The 20,819-nt window shown below is 41.8% G+C and carries 14 protein-coding genes and 1 rRNA gene; 13 read left to right on the top strand and 2 right to left on the bottom strand.

Features of this window, described 5'->3' with window-relative positions; translation table 11 throughout:
- Positions 1-26: 26 nt before the first annotated feature.
- Positions 27-140 (top strand): 5S ribosomal RNA (gene rrf, locus EAG18_RS15845).
- Positions 141-570: 430 nt separating this feature from the next.
- On the opposite strand, the gene purU is transcribed toward rrf, so the two are convergent.
- Together purU and EAG18_RS15835 are read right to left on the bottom strand one after the other, a co-directional pair.
- Positions 571-1,401, bottom strand: coding sequence for a formyltetrahydrofolate deformylase (gene purU / locus EAG18_RS15840; protein WP_125253341.1), 831 nt, complete (start codon positions 1,399-1,401; stop codon positions 571-573).
- A gap of 116 nt (positions 1,402-1,517) precedes the next feature.
- Complete coding sequence (locus tag EAG18_RS15835) at positions 1,518-4,943, bottom strand: PAS domain-containing hybrid sensor histidine kinase/response regulator (protein WP_125253340.1); 3,426 nt, start codon at positions 4,941-4,943, stop codon at positions 1,518-1,520.
- 410 nt (positions 4,944-5,353) lie between these two features.
- Between EAG18_RS15835 and EAG18_RS15830 the strand changes: the two genes are divergently transcribed.
- The 12 genes from EAG18_RS15830 to EAG18_RS15775 all read left to right on the top strand — a co-directional run bounded on the left by EAG18_RS15830 (position 5,354) and on the right by EAG18_RS15775 (position 20,674).
- A complete protein-coding gene (locus EAG18_RS15830; RefSeq protein WP_125253339.1) occupies positions 5,354-5,617 on the top strand; it encodes a DUF4212 domain-containing protein in 264 nt (87 codons plus the stop codon).
- Positions 5,618-5,628: 11 nt separating this feature from the next.
- Entirely contained in the window at positions 5,629-7,353 is a 1,725-nt protein-coding gene (locus tag EAG18_RS15825; RefSeq protein WP_125253338.1) for a sodium:solute symporter family protein, read from the top strand.
- A gap of 88 nt (positions 7,354-7,441) precedes the next feature.
- On the top strand, positions 7,442-9,280 hold the full coding sequence (locus EAG18_RS15820; protein WP_125253337.1) for a DUF294 nucleotidyltransferase-like domain-containing protein: 1,839 nt from the start codon (positions 7,442-7,444) through the stop codon (positions 9,278-9,280).
- 3 nt (positions 9,281-9,283) lie between these two features.
- Complete coding sequence (locus tag EAG18_RS15815) at positions 9,284-9,901, top strand: 3'-5' exonuclease (RefSeq protein WP_125253336.1); 618 nt, start codon at positions 9,284-9,286, stop codon at positions 9,899-9,901.
- A 170-nt stretch (positions 9,902-10,071) separates the two neighbouring features.
- Positions 10,072-11,082 (top strand): erythrose-4-phosphate dehydrogenase, encoded by a 1,011-nt coding sequence (gene epd / locus EAG18_RS15810; RefSeq protein ID WP_125253335.1) that lies wholly within the window; start codon positions 10,072-10,074, stop codon positions 11,080-11,082.
- A gap of 131 nt (positions 11,083-11,213) precedes the next feature.
- On the top strand, positions 11,214-12,392 hold the full coding sequence (locus tag EAG18_RS15805; RefSeq protein WP_125253334.1) for a phosphoglycerate kinase: 1,179 nt from the start codon (positions 11,214-11,216) through the stop codon (positions 12,390-12,392).
- A gap of 198 nt (positions 12,393-12,590) precedes the next feature.
- A complete protein-coding gene (gene fba / locus EAG18_RS15800; protein ID WP_125253333.1) occupies positions 12,591-13,655 on the top strand; it encodes a class II fructose-bisphosphate aldolase in 1,065 nt (354 codons plus the stop codon).
- An 812-nt stretch (positions 13,656-14,467) separates the two neighbouring features.
- Positions 14,468-15,421, top strand: coding sequence for a porin (locus EAG18_RS15795; protein ID WP_125253332.1), 954 nt, complete (start codon positions 14,468-14,470; stop codon positions 15,419-15,421).
- A gap of 309 nt (positions 15,422-15,730) precedes the next feature.
- Positions 15,731-16,420 carry a phosphate regulon transcriptional regulator PhoB gene (gene phoB, locus EAG18_RS15790; RefSeq protein ID WP_010378755.1) on the top strand — a complete coding sequence of 230 codons (690 nt, stop codon included), beginning with the start codon at positions 15,731-15,733 and terminating at the stop codon, positions 16,418-16,420.
- A gap of 50 nt (positions 16,421-16,470) precedes the next feature.
- On the top strand, positions 16,471-17,799 hold the full coding sequence (phoR, locus tag EAG18_RS15785; protein ID WP_125253331.1) for a phosphate regulon sensor histidine kinase PhoR: 1,329 nt from the start codon (positions 16,471-16,473) through the stop codon (positions 17,797-17,799).
- A 77-nt stretch (positions 17,800-17,876) separates the two neighbouring features.
- The gene (locus EAG18_RS15780; protein ID WP_125253330.1) at positions 17,877-18,845 is read left to right on the top strand and encodes a phosphate ABC transporter substrate-binding protein; all 969 of its coding nucleotides are present in this window, start codon (positions 17,877-17,879) and stop codon (positions 18,843-18,845) included.
- A 206-nt stretch (positions 18,846-19,051) separates the two neighbouring features.
- A complete protein-coding gene (locus EAG18_RS15775) occupies positions 19,052-20,674 on the top strand; it encodes a HAMP domain-containing methyl-accepting chemotaxis protein (protein WP_125253329.1) in 1,623 nt (540 codons plus the stop codon).
- The last annotated feature ends 145 nt before the right edge of the window (positions 20,675-20,819 follow it).

Here is a 20,819-nt window from a genome sequence, read left to right as displayed (position 1 = left end):
GGATACTTCATTAATGAACAGAATTTCCTGATGACCATAGCRTTTTGGAACCACCTGACCCCATGCCGAACTCAGAAGTGAAACAAAACAGCGTCGATGATAGTGTGGGCTTCCCATGTGAAAGTAGAACATCGTCAGGGCCTTATTAGAGAAACCCGTTGCAGCAATGCGACGGGTTTTTTTGCTTTGTGTGATTTGGAAAAAATCTTATAAGATAATCAACACCTCACAAAGCAATCAACATCTCGCGAGGTAAACTCGCTCCCACCACGACATCAACAAAGTGCAGCAGCTGTTGGGTCTCTCAAACAAAAAGAATAAAACAGTCTACTTTGTAACATCACGAGGTAAACTCGCTCCCACCACAATATCAACAAAGTATTGCACTGGTAGGAGGCGGTTTACCCGCCGAGCTGCTGGGTCTATCAAACAAAAAAGAATAAAACAGTCTACTCTGCAACATCGCGAGGTAAACTCGCGCTCACCACAATATCGACAAAGTGTTGTATTGTTAGGAGGAGGTTTACCCGCGAATATTACTCTGAGTACTAGAGCGTACAATTGGCTACACTAGGAGAAAACAACCGTTTTATCTCCATTAATGAAGAGCTTGTGTTCACAAGCTAATTGCAAGGCATTGCAGAACACCGTTTTTTCTATATCTCTACCAATTTTAGCCATTTCTTCTGCGCTATGTGCATGACTTACTTGTGTAACATTCTGTGCAATGATAGGTCCTTCATCTAGCTCATCATTGACGAAGTGTGCAGTTGCACCAATGATTTTCACACCACGCTTAAACGCTTGATGGTATGGCTTTGCGCCAATAAAAGCTGGCAGTGTCGAGTGATGGATGTTGATAATTCTACCATCAAAGCGAGAGACAAACTCAGGAGTAAGAATGCGCATATATTTAGCTAGACCAACTATATCAGGGTTATATTGCTCTATCAGATCTGCCATGGCTGCGTCGTGTTCTGCTCTGCTTAAGCCTTCATGAGAAACTAAATGGAAGGGAATACCAAAACTACTTACCAGCGGTTTTAAAGTATCGTAGTTTGCTATCACAGCTTGTACTTCGATATTAAATGCCTGTTCATACTGTTTTAGTAAAACTCCTCCTAGGCAATGAGCTTCTTTTGTAGCTAATAGGACTACTTTAGTGCGCTCTTGAGCATGGAGGTTCAGCTTAGCCCCTTTTGGTAGAGTTTGTTGAAGCTGTGTTAAAAAGTCACGACTTGGGCTACCGCTGAGTTCTGTTCGCATAAAGAACCTTTGGCCTTCTTTATCGACAAATTCATTATTGCGCGTAATATTAAAACCATGTTCATGGCATAGGCTAGTTATTTTAGCGATCAGCCCTATATCATCCTTACACTCAGTGGTTAGTATATAACTCATTTCCTCATTCCTATTTGTGTAAACGAGCCTTCAGAATACTTGGAATAACGTTTGAGATAAATCTTTTGTAATAAAAAATACCGCTATTGCTATCGTATTCAATCTTGGCTCATTCACTAACGACCGTGATTGAGCAGTGCTTTTAACTTTGCAGGTTTTACAGGCTTTGACAGATAGTGAATATGGTTACTCTTTGCTATCACTTTTACTTCCTCATCTCTGACGGCTGTGATTAAAATAGCTGGTATTGTTGTTTTCCATATTGTGCGTAGGTTTTTAATCAAAGAGATACCATCATGATGATCGTTGAGCTGGTAATCCATTAAGATAATATCTGGTGCTGCATTAGACTTCGCATATGCAAGGGCTTCTTCAGCTTTGGAAAAGAGTAGGTAGTGACAAGACCATTTATCTAAAAGGCTGGACATCGCCTCTAGGTTTTTTGGGTCGTCATCTACAGCAATTATATTGAGCTGTGTTTTACTCATCGGTTTTTGATTAATGTCTTCTTTTGTTTGTAACAGCTCGGCATTACCATAAGGAATATCAATACTGAATCGACTACCGTGATTTACCATTGAGTTTACGGAAATGGTAATTGATAACAGATCACATAAACGTTTCACTACACCGAGGCCAAGCCCCACACCTTTGTTATCGCCTGATTGGATACGATAAAAATCATTAAAAATTTTATTTTGTTCATGCTCAGATATACCCGGGCCTGTGTCCCAGACCTCGAGTCTGAGACTATGCTTTCGGCAGCGACATGCAATTAGCACTTTACCGCTTTCTGTATACTTCACAGCGTTAGACACTAAATTTTGAATAATACGGCGTAAATACGTTGTATCGCTGTGCACTACACTATGAGAGCTTCTGACTTTCAGCACCAAACCTTTTTCTTTAGAAATGATGGCATACTCATTAGCCAGTGGCAGTAAAATATCATCAATATTAAAGTGTCTTGGAGTGGGTTTCATGGCCCCTTGCTCTAATTTTGCGATATCTAGTAAAGCGCTCATGAGATGGACAGTGGAGTCTAGACTATCTGTTAGCTTTTCGAAGTTACTTTGATCTTTGTTGTTGAGGTTATAGGTATCTATTGCAGCTAAATATAAGCGAGCAGCATTGAGAGGCTGTAAAATATCATGACTTGCCAGTGCCAAAAATCGGGTTTTACTCTCGTTAGCTTGCTCTGCTTCTTTCTTAGCTGCCATCAATGCTTGTTCGGTTTTTTGCCTACTCGCGATTTCAGCTTTAAGATCTAGGTTGATGGCGCGGATTTCCTGAGTGCGAGCTTCAATCCGGTTCTCAAGATCCATATTGATTTCTTCAAGTGCATTTTGTGTTGCTATATGAGTAGTAATATCTGAAAAGCTGGTTACAAAGCCACCCTCAGGGAGAGGGTTGCCTGTCATCTCAAATACCTCGCCATTACGACGATGACGAATAAAGTGATGAGGCGTACCATTTTTAAGGTGCTGAACTCGCTTATCTACATGTTTGTCAATTTCGCCGGGGCCGCACTCTCCACGCTCTGCATTAAAGCGGATCACTTGTTCAATGGGTTGTCCCACTTCTAAAAATCCATCTGGATAGGCAAACATTTCGTTATAGCGTTTATTCCATGCGACTAATTTTAGATCTTTATCGACGACAGAAATACCATGACTTAAATTTTCTAGCGAGGTGAAAAGTAAGTTTTGGTTAAACTGAAGCGCTTGCGTCGTTTCATCAAAAAAGTTGACGACTTCTTCGAAAGCCATTTGTCTACCAGATGATACCGTTCTGATCAGTGCTTGTGCGGATGAGGCACCCAATACACCAGTAAGTGCTCGTTCACAAAATGAGATAAACTCAGGGTTAGGATAGGCATCATTATCTTCGAGAATGTTATTTTGTGCATAATGCCCTAACAACTGTTGGCTGCGTTGTACCCCTAAAAATGTTTGTAGTAATACTTTGAAATCATACACAGTAGCACGAACTTGCTTATTTACTCTTTTCGCAAGTCTTGTTTGATCTTTTGGGTTTACAAAAGCAGCAGCTTGGATGCGGTCGACAAGGCGCTCTTGTGCACCAATAGAAAAACTGATGTAACAGCTGATATTGGCTAAAAGCGCAAGTAGTGTACCTCTGGTAATAATTGTTTGGCGCGTCTCATAGTCGAGAATGTTGCCAGCTTCGAGGATGGGGAACATCAAAAATAACATCCAGCAAATGAAACCCGCTATCAGTCCTGCATATACTCCGTACGCATGGCCTTTGCGCCAGTAGAGTCCACCAATAATAGCTGGCAGTAATTGAGTAACTAGTGAAAAGGCAACTAACCCCATATTCGCTAGGGCTTCCCCATGACCAAACCATTGTTGATACATATAAGACAGCAGCAAAATTGCAGCAATAACAAATCGACGTACCAAAAGTATTTGTGTTTTGAAGCTGCTATTTAAAATATTCTTTTTGAATTTTCGCTTAAACAGTAAAGGCAGTATTACGTCATTTGATAGCATCGTACTGAGAGTAAGCGTTGCGACGACAATCATTGCTGTCGCAGCAGATAAGCCACCGATGAACACAAAGGTCGCTAAAACTGGGTGATCCAACATAATGGGCAGTGCAAGCACAAAGCTATCGGGTGCTGCACCTGCACCTATTTGAGGGTGTATAGCTGCTGTTGCAATAGGGATTATCATAGCGGCAATTAACAATAGGTACAGAGGAAAAGCCCAGCGTGCGGTCTTTAGGTGTGAAGTATTATGATTATCCACAACGACAACGTGAAACTGTCTTGGCAAGCATACGATGGCAGCTGCGGCCATCAAGGTTTGACCAACGAAATTAAAATTGAAAAAGTCAAATGACTGCCAATGCTCACTTAAGTTTGCAGTTAAGCTAGGGGCTTGAGTAAGTGACTGCCATGCCAGAACTGCGACCATACCAAGTGCGAGCAGTTTGACTATAGATTCGAATGCGACAGCTAACATTAGGCCTGAACGGTATTCTGTGACATCAACTTTTCGAGTGCCGAAAAAAATAGCAAATATAGCCATAATTAGCGTAACAGCCAATGCCAATGCCGTACCTGATACCTGCCCGTCTCTTTGCAACAGTAAAAAGCTACTACTCAATGCCTTTAGCTGTAAAGCAATGTACGGTATCGTTGCAAGTAACGCTATCATGGTAACCATCACCGCTGTTGTTTGGCGTTTGCCATATCTAGCGGAGATAAAGTCCGCAATAGTGGTGATGTTTTGTTTTTTACTGACTAGGATCAGTTTACGTAGAAASCCATGACCAAAGATGAACAATAAAATAGGGCCAAGCAAGATAGGAAAGTAGTGCCAACTGCTCGTTGCTGCAGTGCCAACTGAGCCATAATAAGTCCACGAAGTACAGTAGATCCCAAGCGAAAATGCGTAAACAAACGGATGATGACTAAATTTTAGCGCTCGAGGTGTGGTCTTGTCTCCCCAATTGGCGAGCCAAAAAAGTACGCCGATGTAAATGGCTGCAACCAAGAGTAAAATAACGGTCATAGTATTGGGTTCGATTCTTATTATTTATATCACCATACTTTATCAAACAAATACCGCTCATAGTCTAGTTTACATTGGATTTTTATCATATATGAATAAATTTATATTAAACAATATGTTATGTGCTAGCTCAGAGTAGGCTTTAGGTCTTTATTCAGCAAATTAGACTAATGTCTTACTACAGGATTAAAACAGAGAAAACATCAAAATTAGCCACTTCTTAAATTCATATCTAATTGTTTATAAAGACTTTTTATTAATAATAACACCCTTTGTTTTGCAGTTTACGTAAACGTAATCTTGGTGTTACGACTAAGGTCTCAATTTCAACTTATCAAGCCATTGCTACTCTCATTAAGGTCTATTAACACTGCTTGCTCTATGTTGGAGCGGGTGATAGGAGATTTAAAATGGCTTTTAAAAGTGAAGAACAAGCGAAAGCATACTGGTCAGAAAATCTCGCCTTGATGTTTAAGCTACTCACTATCTGGTTTGTCGTTTCATTTGGATTTGGCATCCTGTTAGTTGATGTGCTCAACGAAGTTCGTTTTTTTGGATTTAAACTCGGATTTTGGTTTTCTCAACAAGGCGCAATTTATACTTTTGTTGCGTTAATCTTTGTCTATGTTTCTAAAATGAATACGCTTGACAAAAAATATGGCGTGGACGAGTGAGGAGCTAATCGATGGATGTTCAAATTTTAACTTTTATTATCGTCGGCCTTAGTTTTGCGCTCTACATTGGTATCGCTATCTGGGCAAGAGCTGGTTCAACGAATGAATTTTATGTAGCAGGCGGAGGCGTACCTCCCGTTGCCAACGGCATGGCAACTGCAGCAGACTGGATGAGTGCTGCGTCCTTTATTTCAATGGCGGGGATTATTTCCTTCGCGGGCTACGATGGCGGTGTCTATCTTATGGGGTGGACTGGTGGTTATGTACTTCTAGCACTGTGTTTAGCGCCATACTTACGTAAATTTGGTAAGTTCACAGTACCGGATTTTATCGGTGACCGTTACTATTCTCAGGTTGCACGTGTGGTTGCGATACTTTGCGCTATTTTCATCTGTTTTACCTACATTGCTGGTCAAATGCGTGGTGTTGGTGTGGTGTTCTCTCGCTTCTTAGAAGTCGATATTGAAACAGGTGTTTACATCGGTATGGTGATTGTATTCTTCTATGCTGTACTTGGCGGTATGAAGGGGATCACGTATACACAGGTCGCTCAGTATTGTGTACTCGTATTCGCTTATTTGGTTCCTGCTATTTTCATCTCACTGATGATGACAGGCCATTTGCTACCACAAACCGGTTTCGGCGCAACGCTGGCTGATGGCTCGGGCACCTATTTACTCGACAAGTTAGATGGACTCAGTACCGAGCTTGGATTTGCGCAGTATACAGAAGGCTCCAAAAGCATGATTGATGTGTTTGCGATCACAGCTGCATTGATGGTAGGTACTGCTGGTTTGCCGCATGTAATCGTTCGCTTTTTTACCGTTCCCAGAGTAAAAGATACTCGTATTTCAGCTGCTTGGACTTTAGTATTTATCGCTATCGTATATACAACAGCACCAGCTGTTGCATCGTTTGCTCGTGTGAACATGATAGACACAATTAACGGTAAAGATGGCAGTGGTACGGTTTATGAAGAAGCACCACAGTGGGTGAAAAACTGGGAAAGAACTGGTCTTATCGTATTCAATGATAAAAACGGTGATGGCAAAATGCAGTACTCTGCGGGCAAGATTGATGATCCTGAAAGTGCAAACGAGGTGAAGATCGACCGTGATATTATGGTCTTAGCAAATCCAGAAATTGCGAACTTACCTGCATGGGTGATTGCACTGGTCGCCGCAGGTGGCATCGCGGCAGCACTATCGACAACTGCGGGCCTGCTACTGGTTATTTCAACATCCGTATCACATGATTTGTTAAAACGTACTATTAAGCCAGATATCAACGATAAACAAGAATTGCTGGCTGCGCGTTTAGCTGCGATGGTGGCGATAGGGATATCAGCGTACTTTGGTATTAATCCACCGGGGTTTGTTGCCTCAGTGGTCGCATTTGCCTTCGGTTTAGCAGCGGCGAGTTTCTTCCCAGCGATTATCATGGGTATATTCTCTAAGCGCATGAACAAAGAAGGTGCTATTGCTGGCATGGTAACGGGTATAGGTTTCACCGCGGCCTATATCATCTACTTTAAGTTTGTTAGTCCTGAGCTTAATGCGCCTGCTAATTGGCTATTTGGTATCTCTCCTGAAGGGATAGGCATCATTGGTATGTTGGTTAACTTTATTGTGGCCGCAGTAGTAATGAAAGTAACTGCTGAAACGCCTGAAGAAGTTAAATTAATGGTGGAAGGGATCCGTAATCCGAAAGGGTCAAGTGCAGCTCACGCGCACTAAGCAAAGCTAGCTTAGCTGCCCAGCCAAAGTGCTGGGCAGCTTTGTTTTTGGTAAAGCGAAGTGATTTGGTTGAAAAGGATGATGAGATATGACAGCCGAAATTCAAGATATTTTTCAGTTTGTACTCAAGCAAGCACCTTTCTCTGAGCTACCAGAGTCAGCAGCAAGTTATTTTTCCAAACATATTCAAGTCGTATACCTTAGCAAATCAAATCAGCAAGATTGGTTGCAAGACAGCCAGCCTAACCTTTACCTGATCCGTTCAGGTATTATTGATCTTATCTCGGCAAAAGATGAGGTCATTGGGCGTATGAGTGAAGGAGATTATTTTGGTTATCCGTCTTTGTTGACTGGTGATGCAATTCAAAACCATATTGAAGTGCAGAAGGATGGGTTGGTTTACATCTTAAAAGAGCATGATTTTGATTTTTTGCGTCGAGAATATAAGCCTTTCGAGCAGTATTTTGTTAGAGCTCACGCAAATCGCCTATTGGCATCACGTTATAAACAACAAAGTGAAACTTGGTCTGAACGTAAGATCTCAGAGTTAATGACCAAAGAGGCTGTGACGATAACACCCGATGCAAGTATCCGTGATGCGGCAAGGTTAATGAGTGAGCATCGAGTTTCCTCGATCATGATCACTGAACATGATCGTCTAGTGGGGGTTGTTACTGATAGAGATCTGCGAAACCGTGTCTTAGCGCAGGACCGAGATCCCTGTGCATCACTTGCAGAGATCATGACAAAAAAACCAAAACATATTTTTGAAAACAACCGAGTCTTTTCAGCGCTACATTTGATGTTAAAACACAACATCCATCATTTACCTGTATTAAATGAAGCATATAAGCCGTTAGGCATGCTAACGAGTACTGATCTATTAAGACAACAAAAAAGTGATCCAGTACAGTTGATCGGGCGGATCTACAAAGCGCAGAATCTTTTAAGCATCAAGAACTATGCTCAAGRGATCCCGGATCTATTACGACAATTCTCATATCATATTGAAGACATTTCATTGATAGGGAAGTTACTGAGTGGTCTTACTGATGCTCTGACTTCAAGGCTTATTTATTTATATCAACAACAACACGGTGCGGCACCATGCCGCTTTGCTTGGATCTGTTTTGGTTCTCAAGCAAGAGAGGAGCAGACTCTTCATTCGGATCAAGATAACGGCTTGTTGCTACCGGATAATATTGATGAATCAGCACGCGAGTATTTTGCAAAGCTTGGTGCTTTTGTCTGTGAGCAGCTTAATGAATGTGGGATCCGCTCTTGTCCGGGAAATATCATGGCCAGTAACTCGGGGTGTCGTGGTACGGTTGCTCAGTGGAGCGAGCGATTTAGTCGCTGGATCTTATCACCGACACCCAAAGCAATGCTTAATTGTAAAATTTACTTTGATATGCGCTTCATTGATGGAGCGAGCGACCTGTATGCCGCACTAAGTCAATCTTTGGCTAACATTAGTAAAAATGAGCTTTTTTATGCAGCAATGGCAACAGACATTAATGCGAACTCAGTACCTATTGGTATTTTTCAGCAATTTAAGTTGGAAAAAGATAAGGGTAAACATAAATACCTTGATTTGAAAAAGCGGGGAGTAGCAATTATTAATGATGTTGTACGCCTCTATGCTTTAAAAGCTGGGGTGGCCAGAGCCAATACTTTAGAGCGGCTTGAGGCACTGAATAAAGGTGCGCTATTAGCCAAATCAGATATTAATAATTTGAAGGATTGCTGGCGTTTCTTAACTCAACTGAGACTGAAAACTCAAATCAACCGTGAGGGGTTGCCTGGAAATTGTATTAACCCTGAAAGCTTGTCTTCGCTTGAAAAGCATCAGCTCAAAGAAGCATTCTATCTAGTAAAACAAGCTCAACAGGCCAGTGCGTTTAAATTTGCAAGAGGAAGCTTATAAGCGATGGAGTGGTTTTCTCGTTCTCTCGCCAAATGGCGTTACAAGCATTTATTATTTTCACAAGCTGAGTTGGTGGTGCTGGATCTGGAGCTTACTGGGTTGGATCCAAAGCAGCATGAAATTGTATCAGCGGGTTGGCTACCCATTAAAAATATGCGGATCGAAGTGAAAGACGCTCAGCATTACCTTAATAAAGAAGTGCAATCACTTGAGCAAAGCCCTGTATATCATGGTATAGATAGCGCACAGCTGGCGTCTGGGTATTCGTTAAAAACACTGTTGCTCGCACTACAACAAGCGATTCATGGCAACGTTTTAGTTGGTCACAATGTGCAAATGGATTGGGCTTTTTTGAAAACCGCTTTTCAACAGTTTAATTTGAATGTCAAACCGGCTTTGATGCTAGATACAATGCAAATTGATAAACGCCGGGTGTTAAAGCAGGGGTATCCGTTAGCGCAAGACGCATTAACACTCAATGCTTGTCGAATGCGCTATGGGCTACCGCTACATCAACTCCACGATGCCTTGGGAGATGCACTTGCCACAGCGGAGTTATTACTCGCACAATCTCAAGCGATATGCCTCGGTGGCAAATGCAAAATAGCGGATTTAACTTGAATAGGTAAATTCGCTGGTTCCTAAAATAATGCTTTATGAACGCCTTGGGTTCTTTTTGAGAAGGAAAAAATTGATTAAGCCTCTTACACATTTATCCTAGGTCGATTACAATAGCGCCATCAAAACGAAGGGTAGCTTTCGTACTTGCGACTTAATGGATTTTCAATTTAATGACAATCAAGCTTGCAATAAACGGCTTTGGGAGAATAGGGCGTAATATCGTCAGGGCGCTCTACGAATCCGGTCGTGATCAACAAATAAAAATTGTAGCCATCAATGAACTCGCGGATCCGCAAGGGATCGCACATCTACTTAAATATGATACGTCACACGGGCGTTTTGGTTTTCCAGTTTCCTTGACAGAGTCTTTCTTAGAAGTAGCAGGCGATAAGATCCAGCTATTCTCCGAACCAGATCCTAGCCACCTACCGTGGCGTGCACTCGATGTTGATGTAGTATTAGATTGCACTGGTGTGTATCACTCTCGCCAACATGCACTAGCGCATATTCAAGCTGGTGCAAAAAAAGTGCTATTTTCACATCCTGCGGATGCAGATGTTGACGCGACCGTTATCTTTGGAATCAATGAAGACGTACTGACCCCAAAACATACGATAGTGTCAAACGGTTCTTGCACAACAAACTGTATTGTCCCTGTGATAAAAGTGTTAGACGATAACTTTGGTATTGAGTCAGGTGCGATCACCACCATTCATGCTTCGATGCACGACCAGCAAGTGATTGATGCTTATCATAGTGATTTACGCCGCACACGCGCGGCAAGTCAATCCATCATTCCTGTTGATACCAAACTAGCTCGTGGTATTGAGCGAATTTTACCGCAATTTCAAGGCCGCTTTGAGGCAATCGCTGTACGTGTACCTACCATCAATGTGACCGCAATGGACTTAAGTGTAACCCTTAACCAAGATGCGACTATTGATGCCGTAAACTCAGTCTTGCAGGACGCTGCCAGTGGCCGGTTAGAGGGGATATTAAGCTATACCGAAGAGCCACTTGTATCAGTCGACTTTAATCATGATGCACATTCTTGCATTATCGATGGTACCCAGACCCGTGTAAGCCATAAACGCTTGGTTAAATTATTAGTATGGTGTGATAACGAGTGGGGCTTTGCTAACCGCATGTTAGACACGGCTGGCGAGATGATGAGAAGCTAATAATTTTAGAAATACGCTGTTATAATCAAAGCTGCTGCATAAAATTAAAACAAAAATTCAAATTTAGGTGATTAGAGTAACCTCAGTCGCCTTGTAGACAATAAAAGTATCGTTCTTAAAGGAGATGTCCAATGTCAGTCATTAAGATGGCGGATTTAGATTTAAACGGCAAGCGTGTATTGATCCGCGAAGACCTAAATGTGCCAATTAAAGATGGCAAAGTTGCGTCAGATGCACGTATTCGTGCAGCATTACCAACTATCAAACTAGCACTTGAAAAAGGTGCCAAAGTAATGGTTATGTCTCATCTTGGTCGTCCAACTGAGGGTGAGTTCGATGCGCAATACTCTATGCAGCCTGTAGTGGACTATCTTAATGATGCTCTGTCTCAAGAAGTCCGTTTGGTGACGGACTATCTTGACGGGGTTGACGTCAGCGACAATGAAGTAATCGTATTTGAAAACGTACGCTTTAACGTGGGTGAAAAGAAAGATGATGAAACCCTTGCAAAGAAGTTAGCTGCCCTTTGTGRTGTTTATGTAATGGATGCCTTTGGTACTGCACATCGTGCTCAAGCGTCGACACATGGTGTAGGCCTCTATGCTGAAGTGGCTTGTGCTGGTCCATTGCTTGCCGCCGAGCTGGAAGCGCTTGGTAAAGCGCTAGATAATCCAGCTCGTCCTTTGGTTGCTATTGTTGGTGGCTCAAAGGTATCAACAAAACTCACCGTACTAGATTCGCTATCTAAAGTTGTTGACCAACTCGTTACCGGTGGCGGTATTGCCAATACTTTTATTGCAGCAGCAGGTAACCCCGTTGGTAAGTCATTGTACGAAGCTGATTTGATACCAGAAGCGAATAAACTTGTCGCCGCTGCGAGAGCAAATGATGGTGATATTCCAGTTCCGACTGATGTGGTTGTAGGTAATGAGTTTTCAGAATCTGCGGTTGCAACTATTAAGGATGTGAGCGAAGTTTCAGACGAAGACATGATCTTCGATATAGGTCCTGACACCGCAACGCAGCTCGCTGAAATCATTGCAAGCGCTGGCACTGTTGTATGGAATGGTCCTGTGGGCGTGTTCGAATTTGATCAATTTGGCAATGGCACTGAAGCAATTGCCAATGCAATTGCTAAATCGTCAGCATTTTCAATTGCTGGTGGCGGTGATACGTTGGCCGCGATTGACAAATATGGTGTTGAGCAAGATATCTCTTATATCTCAACAGGTGGTGGTGCTTTCCTTGAATTTCTTGAAGGTAAAACCCTACCAGCAGTTGCTATGCTTGAACAGCGAGCTAAAGACTAAAATTGATTGAGGCAGCTTCGCGCTGCCTCTTTTACTACCTAGCAATCATCACTCTCTCACTTATTTGATGATTGCTTGGCGACGCTCAGTGGCGTCAGGTTAACCTCGATGAGGGTTAATCACACCAGCACGGCTGGTGTATATATATTATCCGTTCAAACCGATAGCGGTGGCTATCAACAATTGGAGAAAAGCAATATGGCTTTAATCAGTATGCGTCAACTTCTCGATCATGCAGCTGAGCATGGTTATGGCGTTCCTGCATTTAACGTGAATAACCAAGAGCAAATGCGTGCGATCATGGAAGCTGCGGACAAGACTAACAGTCCGGTTATCGTACAAGGTTCTGCTGGTGCGCGTAAATATGCTGGTGCACCGTTTATCCGCCACATGATTTTAGCAGCGGTTGAAGAATGGCCTCATATTCCAGTTGTAATGCACCAAGATCACGGTACTTCGCCTGCGGTATGTCAACGCTCAATTCAACTTGGTTTTTCATCAGTGATGATGGATGGTTCATTGCTAGAAGATGGTAAAACACCGTCGAGCTATGAGTACAATGTCGATGTAACACGCCGTACAGTTGAAATGGCTCATGCTTGTGGTGTGTCAGTAGAGGGAGAACTAGGTGTACTAGGCTCACTTGAAACTGGTGAAGCAGGTGAAGAGGATGGCATCGGTGCAGAAGGTAAATTAACCGAAGATCAGCTACTTACTGATCCAGAAGAAGCGGCAGACTTTGTCAAGAAAACCAATGTAGATGCGCTTGCTATCGCATGTGGTACATCACATGGTGCTTATAAATTTACTCGTCCACCAACGGGTGATATTTTAGCGATTAACCGCATCAAAGAAATTCACGCACGTATTCCTGATACACACCTAGTAATGCACGGCTCTTCATCTGTGCCACAAGACTGGTTGGCTGTTATTAATGAGTTTGGCGGTGAAATTCCTGAGACTTACGGTGTGCCGGTAGAGCAGATTGTAGAAGGGATTAAGTATGGTGTTCGCAAGGTCAACATAGACACAGATCTGCGTCTTGCATCAACCGGTGCAATCCGTCGCCATTTAGCACAAAACCCTAGCAATTTTGATCCACGCAAATTCTTAGCCGAGGCGACCAAAGCGATGACTGAGATCTGTGTTGCTCGTTATGAAGCGTTCGGTACGGCAGGTCAAGCAGCGAAGATTAAGCCAATTTCACTTGATGATATGCACCTGAAATACTTAACAGGTGAATTAGATCCAAAAGTAAAGTGATCACAGTACGAGCATAGCTCAGTTTAGACTAGAGCTTCGCTGTCAAAGTAATCTAAAAGCCCCTAGAGTTAGGGGCTTTTTTGGATCAAAAAATCGATCTTGTACACTTTTTATAATAGGTAACTTAATTCAGTCTGTTTACTTTTTGTGATATTAAGTGAGGAAATTTTCTGTAGATCGATCGGGTTAAGTTGGGATCAGATCTTTACTAACTAACCAGTCTCTAGCATAACACACTGGGTGTTTTAGCCGATATGATCGACACTTGTGGTAGTGTAGATGTAGCTAGTAGTACCAGAATTGCGGTGTCAATTCGCCTTATGTACAGTTCTTCATGATCAGTGTTGGGGGAAAGCTATCTTTAAAAGGTAGCGTATGGTCGCGATATTAAACTTATATTAGCAATAAAAACAATATCTTACTTTTTCTCCCGCAACTTTAAAACCAATTTACTTCGCGCTTAGTGTTCACTTCAGCCGGGATCATTTTTATACCAAGTAAGTCGTCTAACGTGCTGAGATCAATCAACGATGAGATCCTGGATCATTTTTATACTAAGTGAATGTGCGTAAAAGTCAGTTTTAGTTAGTATGAGCGCGATCCCGGCAGTGATCACTTAGTAAAAAAATGATCTTGAGCGTAAAATTCGAAGCAGTTAATAAAATAACGATCCTACATTTTTGCTTTCTTGATCTGTGGCTAAAAGAGTCTAACTTTAAAAATATGAGATCAGGACGTGATGAGTTGACTCTCGCCGCTTGCTTTCTAAACCTTGTTGTACTGCGCCCAACTAATCCCCAAGGTGATCAATTATGAAAACGAAATATCTCTGTGCAATCTTGCTTTGTGGCAGCTTCGTCAGTATGTATGGCTATGCTAATGACGCCGTGTCTGTATATGGCCGAGCACATGTTGGCATACAAAATACTGACAAAGATGGAGATAGTGACACATCGATTGAAAGTTATAACTCAAGAATGGGGCTCAAAGGATCGACACAGATCAACGAAGGTATTGATGTTTTTTATAAATACGAATTTCAAGTTGAGATCGCAGATCAAGATAAAGATGGTAAGTCTGGAGATAACCTGACGGCAAGATCTCAGTATTTGGGGATCCGAGGTAAATATGGCCAGTTGTTAATCGGCCGCGATGACACGGCAATGAAGAAATCCCAAGGCAAAGTTGATTTAATGAATGACTTTTCTGGTGATATTAATTCTTTTTTTGTTGGAGAAAACCGACTGGGCGACACCGTGCAGTATTCAACACCAGCAATAAATCATTTGAAGTTTACTGTGAGTTACATTGCTGAAGAGAACAGCAAGCAAAAAGATGAGGATGGACTGTCTTTAGCTGCAAGTTATGGTGATAGTAAGCTCAAGAAAACAAGCGTATATATTGCCGTTGCTCATGACAATCAGGTCGCTGGACAAGACTTAAATCGCGTTACGGTACAGGGGAAGCTGGGGAGCTTTAAAGTAGGGGGAATATACCAACAAAGTGAAGCGATAGACAGTAATGATGAAGTTGATAGCTACATGATAAGTGCCTCGTATAAAGTGAGTGCTTACACTATACTAGCTCAGTATCAAGACTCTGACGGTGCTAATGGTAAGCTCAAGGATTCAGGAAATGCGACGTCTTTTGGAGTCGAAAGAAGCTTGAGTAAACAAGCACGTATGTATCTTTGGTACTCTAAGTTTTCGCTTGATAATAATGAAGATCACGACGCAATGGCAGTAACATTACGTTATGACTTTTAATACTTAGCGAGATATTGTATCGACAGTACTTTTTATGTGTATTTGGTTGACGTTTATTCTATTTTAAATGGCATATGATTAGCGAAAACAAAATGAATGTACATATTTTAAAAACATAATTATTCTTCAAAAGTAAATTTATTATCTTATTTAATAACATGTACTTATGACTTTGAAAATATTCTTTTTTGCGCTGAAAAAAGATATTTTTTTGGCTTGTTTTCAGTTTACACGTTACACTTTCATAAAACTGTCATAGTTAGTCATAATAATGACATCAACAACGTCGGTAACGAGAGAACATTGGGAATGTCACGTAAAGTACTTGTAGTTGATGATGAAGCACCGATCAGAGAGATGTTGGTGTTTGTATTAGAACAAAATGGTTTTCAAGCAATTGAAGCTGAAGACTATGATTCAGCGGTGGCTGCCATGGTAGAGCCATACCCCGATATGGTACTGCTTGACTGGATGCTTCCTGGGGGCAGTGGTATTCAAATCGCTAAAAAATTCAAGCAAAGTGAGTACACTCGTCAGATCCCAATCATCATGCTTACAGCGCGAGGTGAGGAAGAAGACAAAGTGAAAGGATTGGAAGTTGGTGCGGACGATTACGTGACAAAACCTTTCTCTCCAAAAGAGCTTATGGCTCGAATCAAAGCGGTGATGCGACGGGTGTCTCCCACTTCTCTTGAAGAAGCAATAGAAGTTCATGGCTTGCGCCTTGATCCGATATCCCACCGTGTTACTTCTGCTGGTACTGAGCTTGATATGGGACCGACAGAGTTTCGATTATTACACTTTTTCATGACACACCCCGAGCGTGTTTATAGCCGAGAGCAACTGCTTGATCATGTATGGGGAACGAATGTCTATGTTGAAGATCGCACTGTTGATGTACATATTCGACGGCTGCGAAAAGCGATTGCACCTCTAGGCCATGATCGTTTGGTGCAAACCGTACGTGGTGCAGGTTACCGTTTTTCGAGTAAACTGTAATTGGTACTCCAAAAGAAGCTATATTGTATGGCTTCTAAATGGATTTCTTTATGTATCGAGTAATTGATAAGCAGGCGTTAACTAGACGCCTGTTTTTGTATTTCTTACCTTTAGCGCTTATTGGTTATTTACTCAGTGCGCCTTTTCTATTTCTTTTCATTGGTGCCTTTGTTTTATTGGTTTGGCATTACAAGCAGCTTTATCGTTTAAGTGATTGGCTGATCAACCAGCGCAGCTTCAATCCGCCTGAGGGCAAAGGTGCGTGGGAGCAAGTTTTTGAAGGGATATACCAGCTACAACAGCGAAATCGTAAAAAACGCAATGAATTAGCTGAGCTGATCCGTCGCTTTCGAGAAGGCGCTGAAGCTATCCCTGATGCGGTTGTCGTATTACAACAAGATTTGAGCATCGTGTGGTGTAATCAACTCGCGTTGAAAGTGCTCGGATTACAATGGCCGACAGATCATGGTCAGAGGCTAGATAACCTTATCCGAGATCCCAAGTTTGTAAAGTATATGAATGAGCATCGTTTTGATGAAGCGTTAGAGCTCGACACTGGACTTGCACATGAGCAAGTATTGGAGATCCGAGTTATGCCTTATGCTGAACAGCTGATGCTGGTGGCACGGGATGTGAGTCGGCTAAAGCAGCTTGAGCAGATGCGCAAAGACTTCGTCGCTAACGTTTCTCATGAACTACGAACGCCTTTAACTGTGATGGCTGGCTATTTAGAAATGATGGACAGCGATAATATGCCTCCGCCAGCAATGTGGGCTAAAGCTCATGGCACCATGATAGACCAATGTAAACGAATGGATAGTCTCGTCAATCAGCTACTTTCTCTATCTCGCATCGAGGGAGCTAGGAAGCAAGATAATGATAAAGCTGTCAATATTCCAGCTATGTTAGAGTTGATCCACACCGAGGCTAAGTCTCTCAACCAAGACAAAGGACATACACTAACGTTTGATATTGATCAGACATTAGATATCAAAGGGGCGGCGGATGAATTGCGTAGCGCATTCTCAAATTTAGTGTTTAATGCTATCCACTATACCAAGCCTAATGGTCGGATCCATGTACGGTGGTACCTTGAAGATGAAAAACCAACATTTTGTGTAATAGACAATGGTGACGGTATTGCACCGGAACATATCAATCGCCTCACTGAGCGCTTTTATCGTGTCGATAAGGCACGCAGTAGAAAAACTGGTGGCTCAGGACTCGGTTTGGCTATTACCAAGCATGTGCTTTCTCGACATGATTCAGCGCTTCGCATCGAGAGTAAAGTCGGTGAAGGTTCTCGATTTTGGTTTTCTTTTTCAAAGCAAAAACGCATTTTTATGACAAATGATGAAAGTCATAAAAGTGTAATTTAAGGGTAATTTTATTGTCATTTTATCGCTGCACAATGAGCAGCGTAAAATAACTGGGACCAACAATTGGAGTGACCCCAATGAAATTTAAAAGCTTAGTTGCCGCAATGGGTGTGGCCGTTACTACATTAGTTTCTACTCAAGTATCTGCATTAGATGAAAAGTTACCTGAGTATAATAAAACCAGCGGTATCTCAGGAAACTTCTCATCAGTTGGTTCTGATACGCTTGCAAATATGATGACGTTTTGGGCAGAAGAGTATAAAAGAATATACCCTAACGTTAACATCCAAATTCAAGCGGCAGGATCATCTACTGCGCCTCCAGCATTGACAGAAGCAACGGCAAACTTCGGTCCAATGAGTCGTAAGATGAAGTCAAAAGAGATTGAGGCTTTTGAAAAGCGCTATGGTTATAAACCGACAGAAGTTCGTGTGGCAATTGATGCACTTGCCGTATTTGTACATAAAGATAACCCAATCGAAGGTCTAACGATTGAGCAAGTAGATTCGATTTTCTCATCAACACGTAAGTGTGGTGCTCAAGCGCAAGCAAATCGTTGGAGTGATATCGGCTTGACTGGAGATTGGGCTGCCAAAGACATCCAGCTATATGGTCGTAACTCAGTGTCTGGAACATATGGGTACTTCAAGAAAAAAGCATTATGTAAGGGCGATTTTCGCAATAATGTAAATGAGCAACCAGGCTCTGCTTCTGTGGTGCAGTCTATCTCTTCTTCAGTGAACGCGATTGGTTACTCTGGTATTGGTTATAAAACTTCGGGTGTACGTACTGTACCTTTGTCTAAAAAGGGTACGAATTATGTTGACGCTACACTTGAAAATGTAGCTCAAGGAAAATATCCACTGTCGCGTTTCTTATATCTATATGTTAACAAGCATCCAAACAAAGAATTATCACCGATTGAGGCCGAATTCTTAAAAATGGTACTTTCGAAAGAAGGCCAAAAAATCGTAGAGAAAGACGGCTATGTGCCAATGTCTAGTGAAATGGCTACGCGTGAGCTGAAAAAGCTAGGACTATTATAATCCCAACCAAATAGCCAAGTACTTGTTGTTATTAATGCCGCTTTCATGCGGCATTTTWTGTTGCTACAACTCAATGTCCCCTTATTAAATAATTTGTCTAAATATTCATCTTAACGCAGCAAAAAAGCTGGAAATATTCTATATTTAGTTAAAATTTATAATAAATCAGTCGATAATGAACTCGTCTTACTTCAAAAGGTGTATATATGAGTCTAGGTACTGCTTTTGCTGATCTAAGTATCACCAAAAAGATCCATGCAATAACGCTCGTTGCGGTTATCGCTTTTGTGGTTATCGTGTTTGTTAACTATAACGCCATAAGTTCTAATCAGAGGGCACTTAATGAGCTGGAACAGCAGACATATAAAATCCTGAACCTAACAACGGAGAATGCCAATAAATTACAAAATTTAGATGAGCTGTTCACGCAGGCGGTCACTTTTGGTGATGCTGAGTTATTAGACAAAGCAAAAGAGTACCGGCAACAGATCCAAGATAATTTGCAGAAAATCAATGAAATCCAAAGTGGGTTTATACCATCAGATAATAGAGATGAACTTACTCAGTATGCAAAAATTGCGCAGCGAATTGCATCAGGCATGATTGATGGAACTGCTGATTTTAGTCGCATTCAAGAAGACGCTAAAAACAAAACTGCAATTTATGAAGCACTGGTAAAAGATTTTACGACCGCCAAAGAAAATGCGAATGACCGTTTTGTTGAATTGTTACAAAATACAGAAGCTCGCTCCTCAAACGCCCTAACTATCATGCTAATTGTGGCTGTTATCTCGTTAATCGTGCTGATTTTACTCGCAGTTATTATCGCGCGGGGCATAGGTAACTCAGCTAAAGATGCAGCCCAAAATCTTAAGTTGCTCGCTCAAGGTCAGGGTTCATTATCTACTACTTTGAATGTTCGATCTCACGATGAGATTGGCCAAGTATCAATAAACTTTAATGAGTTTGTAGGCCTACTTAAAGGGGCTGTTGTTGAAGTGATGAGTGTGGTTGAGCCGTTAATGCAGGACTCAAGTCGCTTGGTTAAAGGCATGGAAAAAGCGGAAAGTGCTACTAATCAACAAACGCATGATGCTGAAGTAGTGCGTCAATCAATGGAAGAGATGCGCTTAAGTGTTGGTGATATTTCCAACTCGGCATCACAGGCATCTGATGCTGCTCAGCTTGCTGAGCAGGAAGTTGAGCAGAGTAAGCGTCAAATACAAGTATCAGTAAATGAATCTCAAGCTTTGAGTGAAGAAATCAATCATGCGGCAGAAACAATTAATAAGCTTGCTGACGATACTCAGAATGTGACACAAATACTTAATGTTATTACGTCAATTGCTGAGCAGACTAACTTGCTTGCTCTCAATGCTGCAATTGAGGCGGCACGCGCCGGTGAGCAGGGGAGAGGCTTTGCGGTTGTTGCTGACGAAGTAAGAGAGCTGGCTTCTCGAACTGCTAAGTCAACGAATGAGATCAGGGAACTACTCAATGTCTTAACAGAAGCTGCCAATCAAGCGGTTAAGGCGATGACAAGTGCCAGTAGTATGGCCATTAATAATGCAGAAGCAGCTGCGCAAACGGGACAGTCAATTGAGCAAATTGCCGAACAAATTTTATCTATTAATAGTATGAATGGTCAGATTGCAGCAGCAACAGAGGAACAAACTTCGGTTGCTGCGATGGTTGTGAATAATGTAACTTCTATGCACCAATCGTTCCAAGACACTATGCAAGCGCTAAATGAAGTGCAGGATGTTGCTGAGAACCTCCATGTGTTGTCGGATAACTTAAAAGATGCAACCTCTAAATTTAGAGTATAGAGGCAATGTAACTACCGCAAAATAAAAAACAGCCACTTAAGTGGCTGTTTTTTTATTTAACCTGAACTCAGGGTAAGAAGTTAGTTAATCAACTAAAATACCCAAGCTCATAGGCATAATATCATTCTGGCCAGTTTTAGCGCTA

It is taken from the genome of Pseudoalteromonas sp. J010, from assembly GCF_003934235.1.
GTDB lineage: Bacteria > Pseudomonadota > Gammaproteobacteria > Enterobacterales > Alteromonadaceae > Pseudoalteromonas > Pseudoalteromonas peptidolytica.
This window is presented reverse-complemented; position numbering and strand designations above follow the sequence as displayed.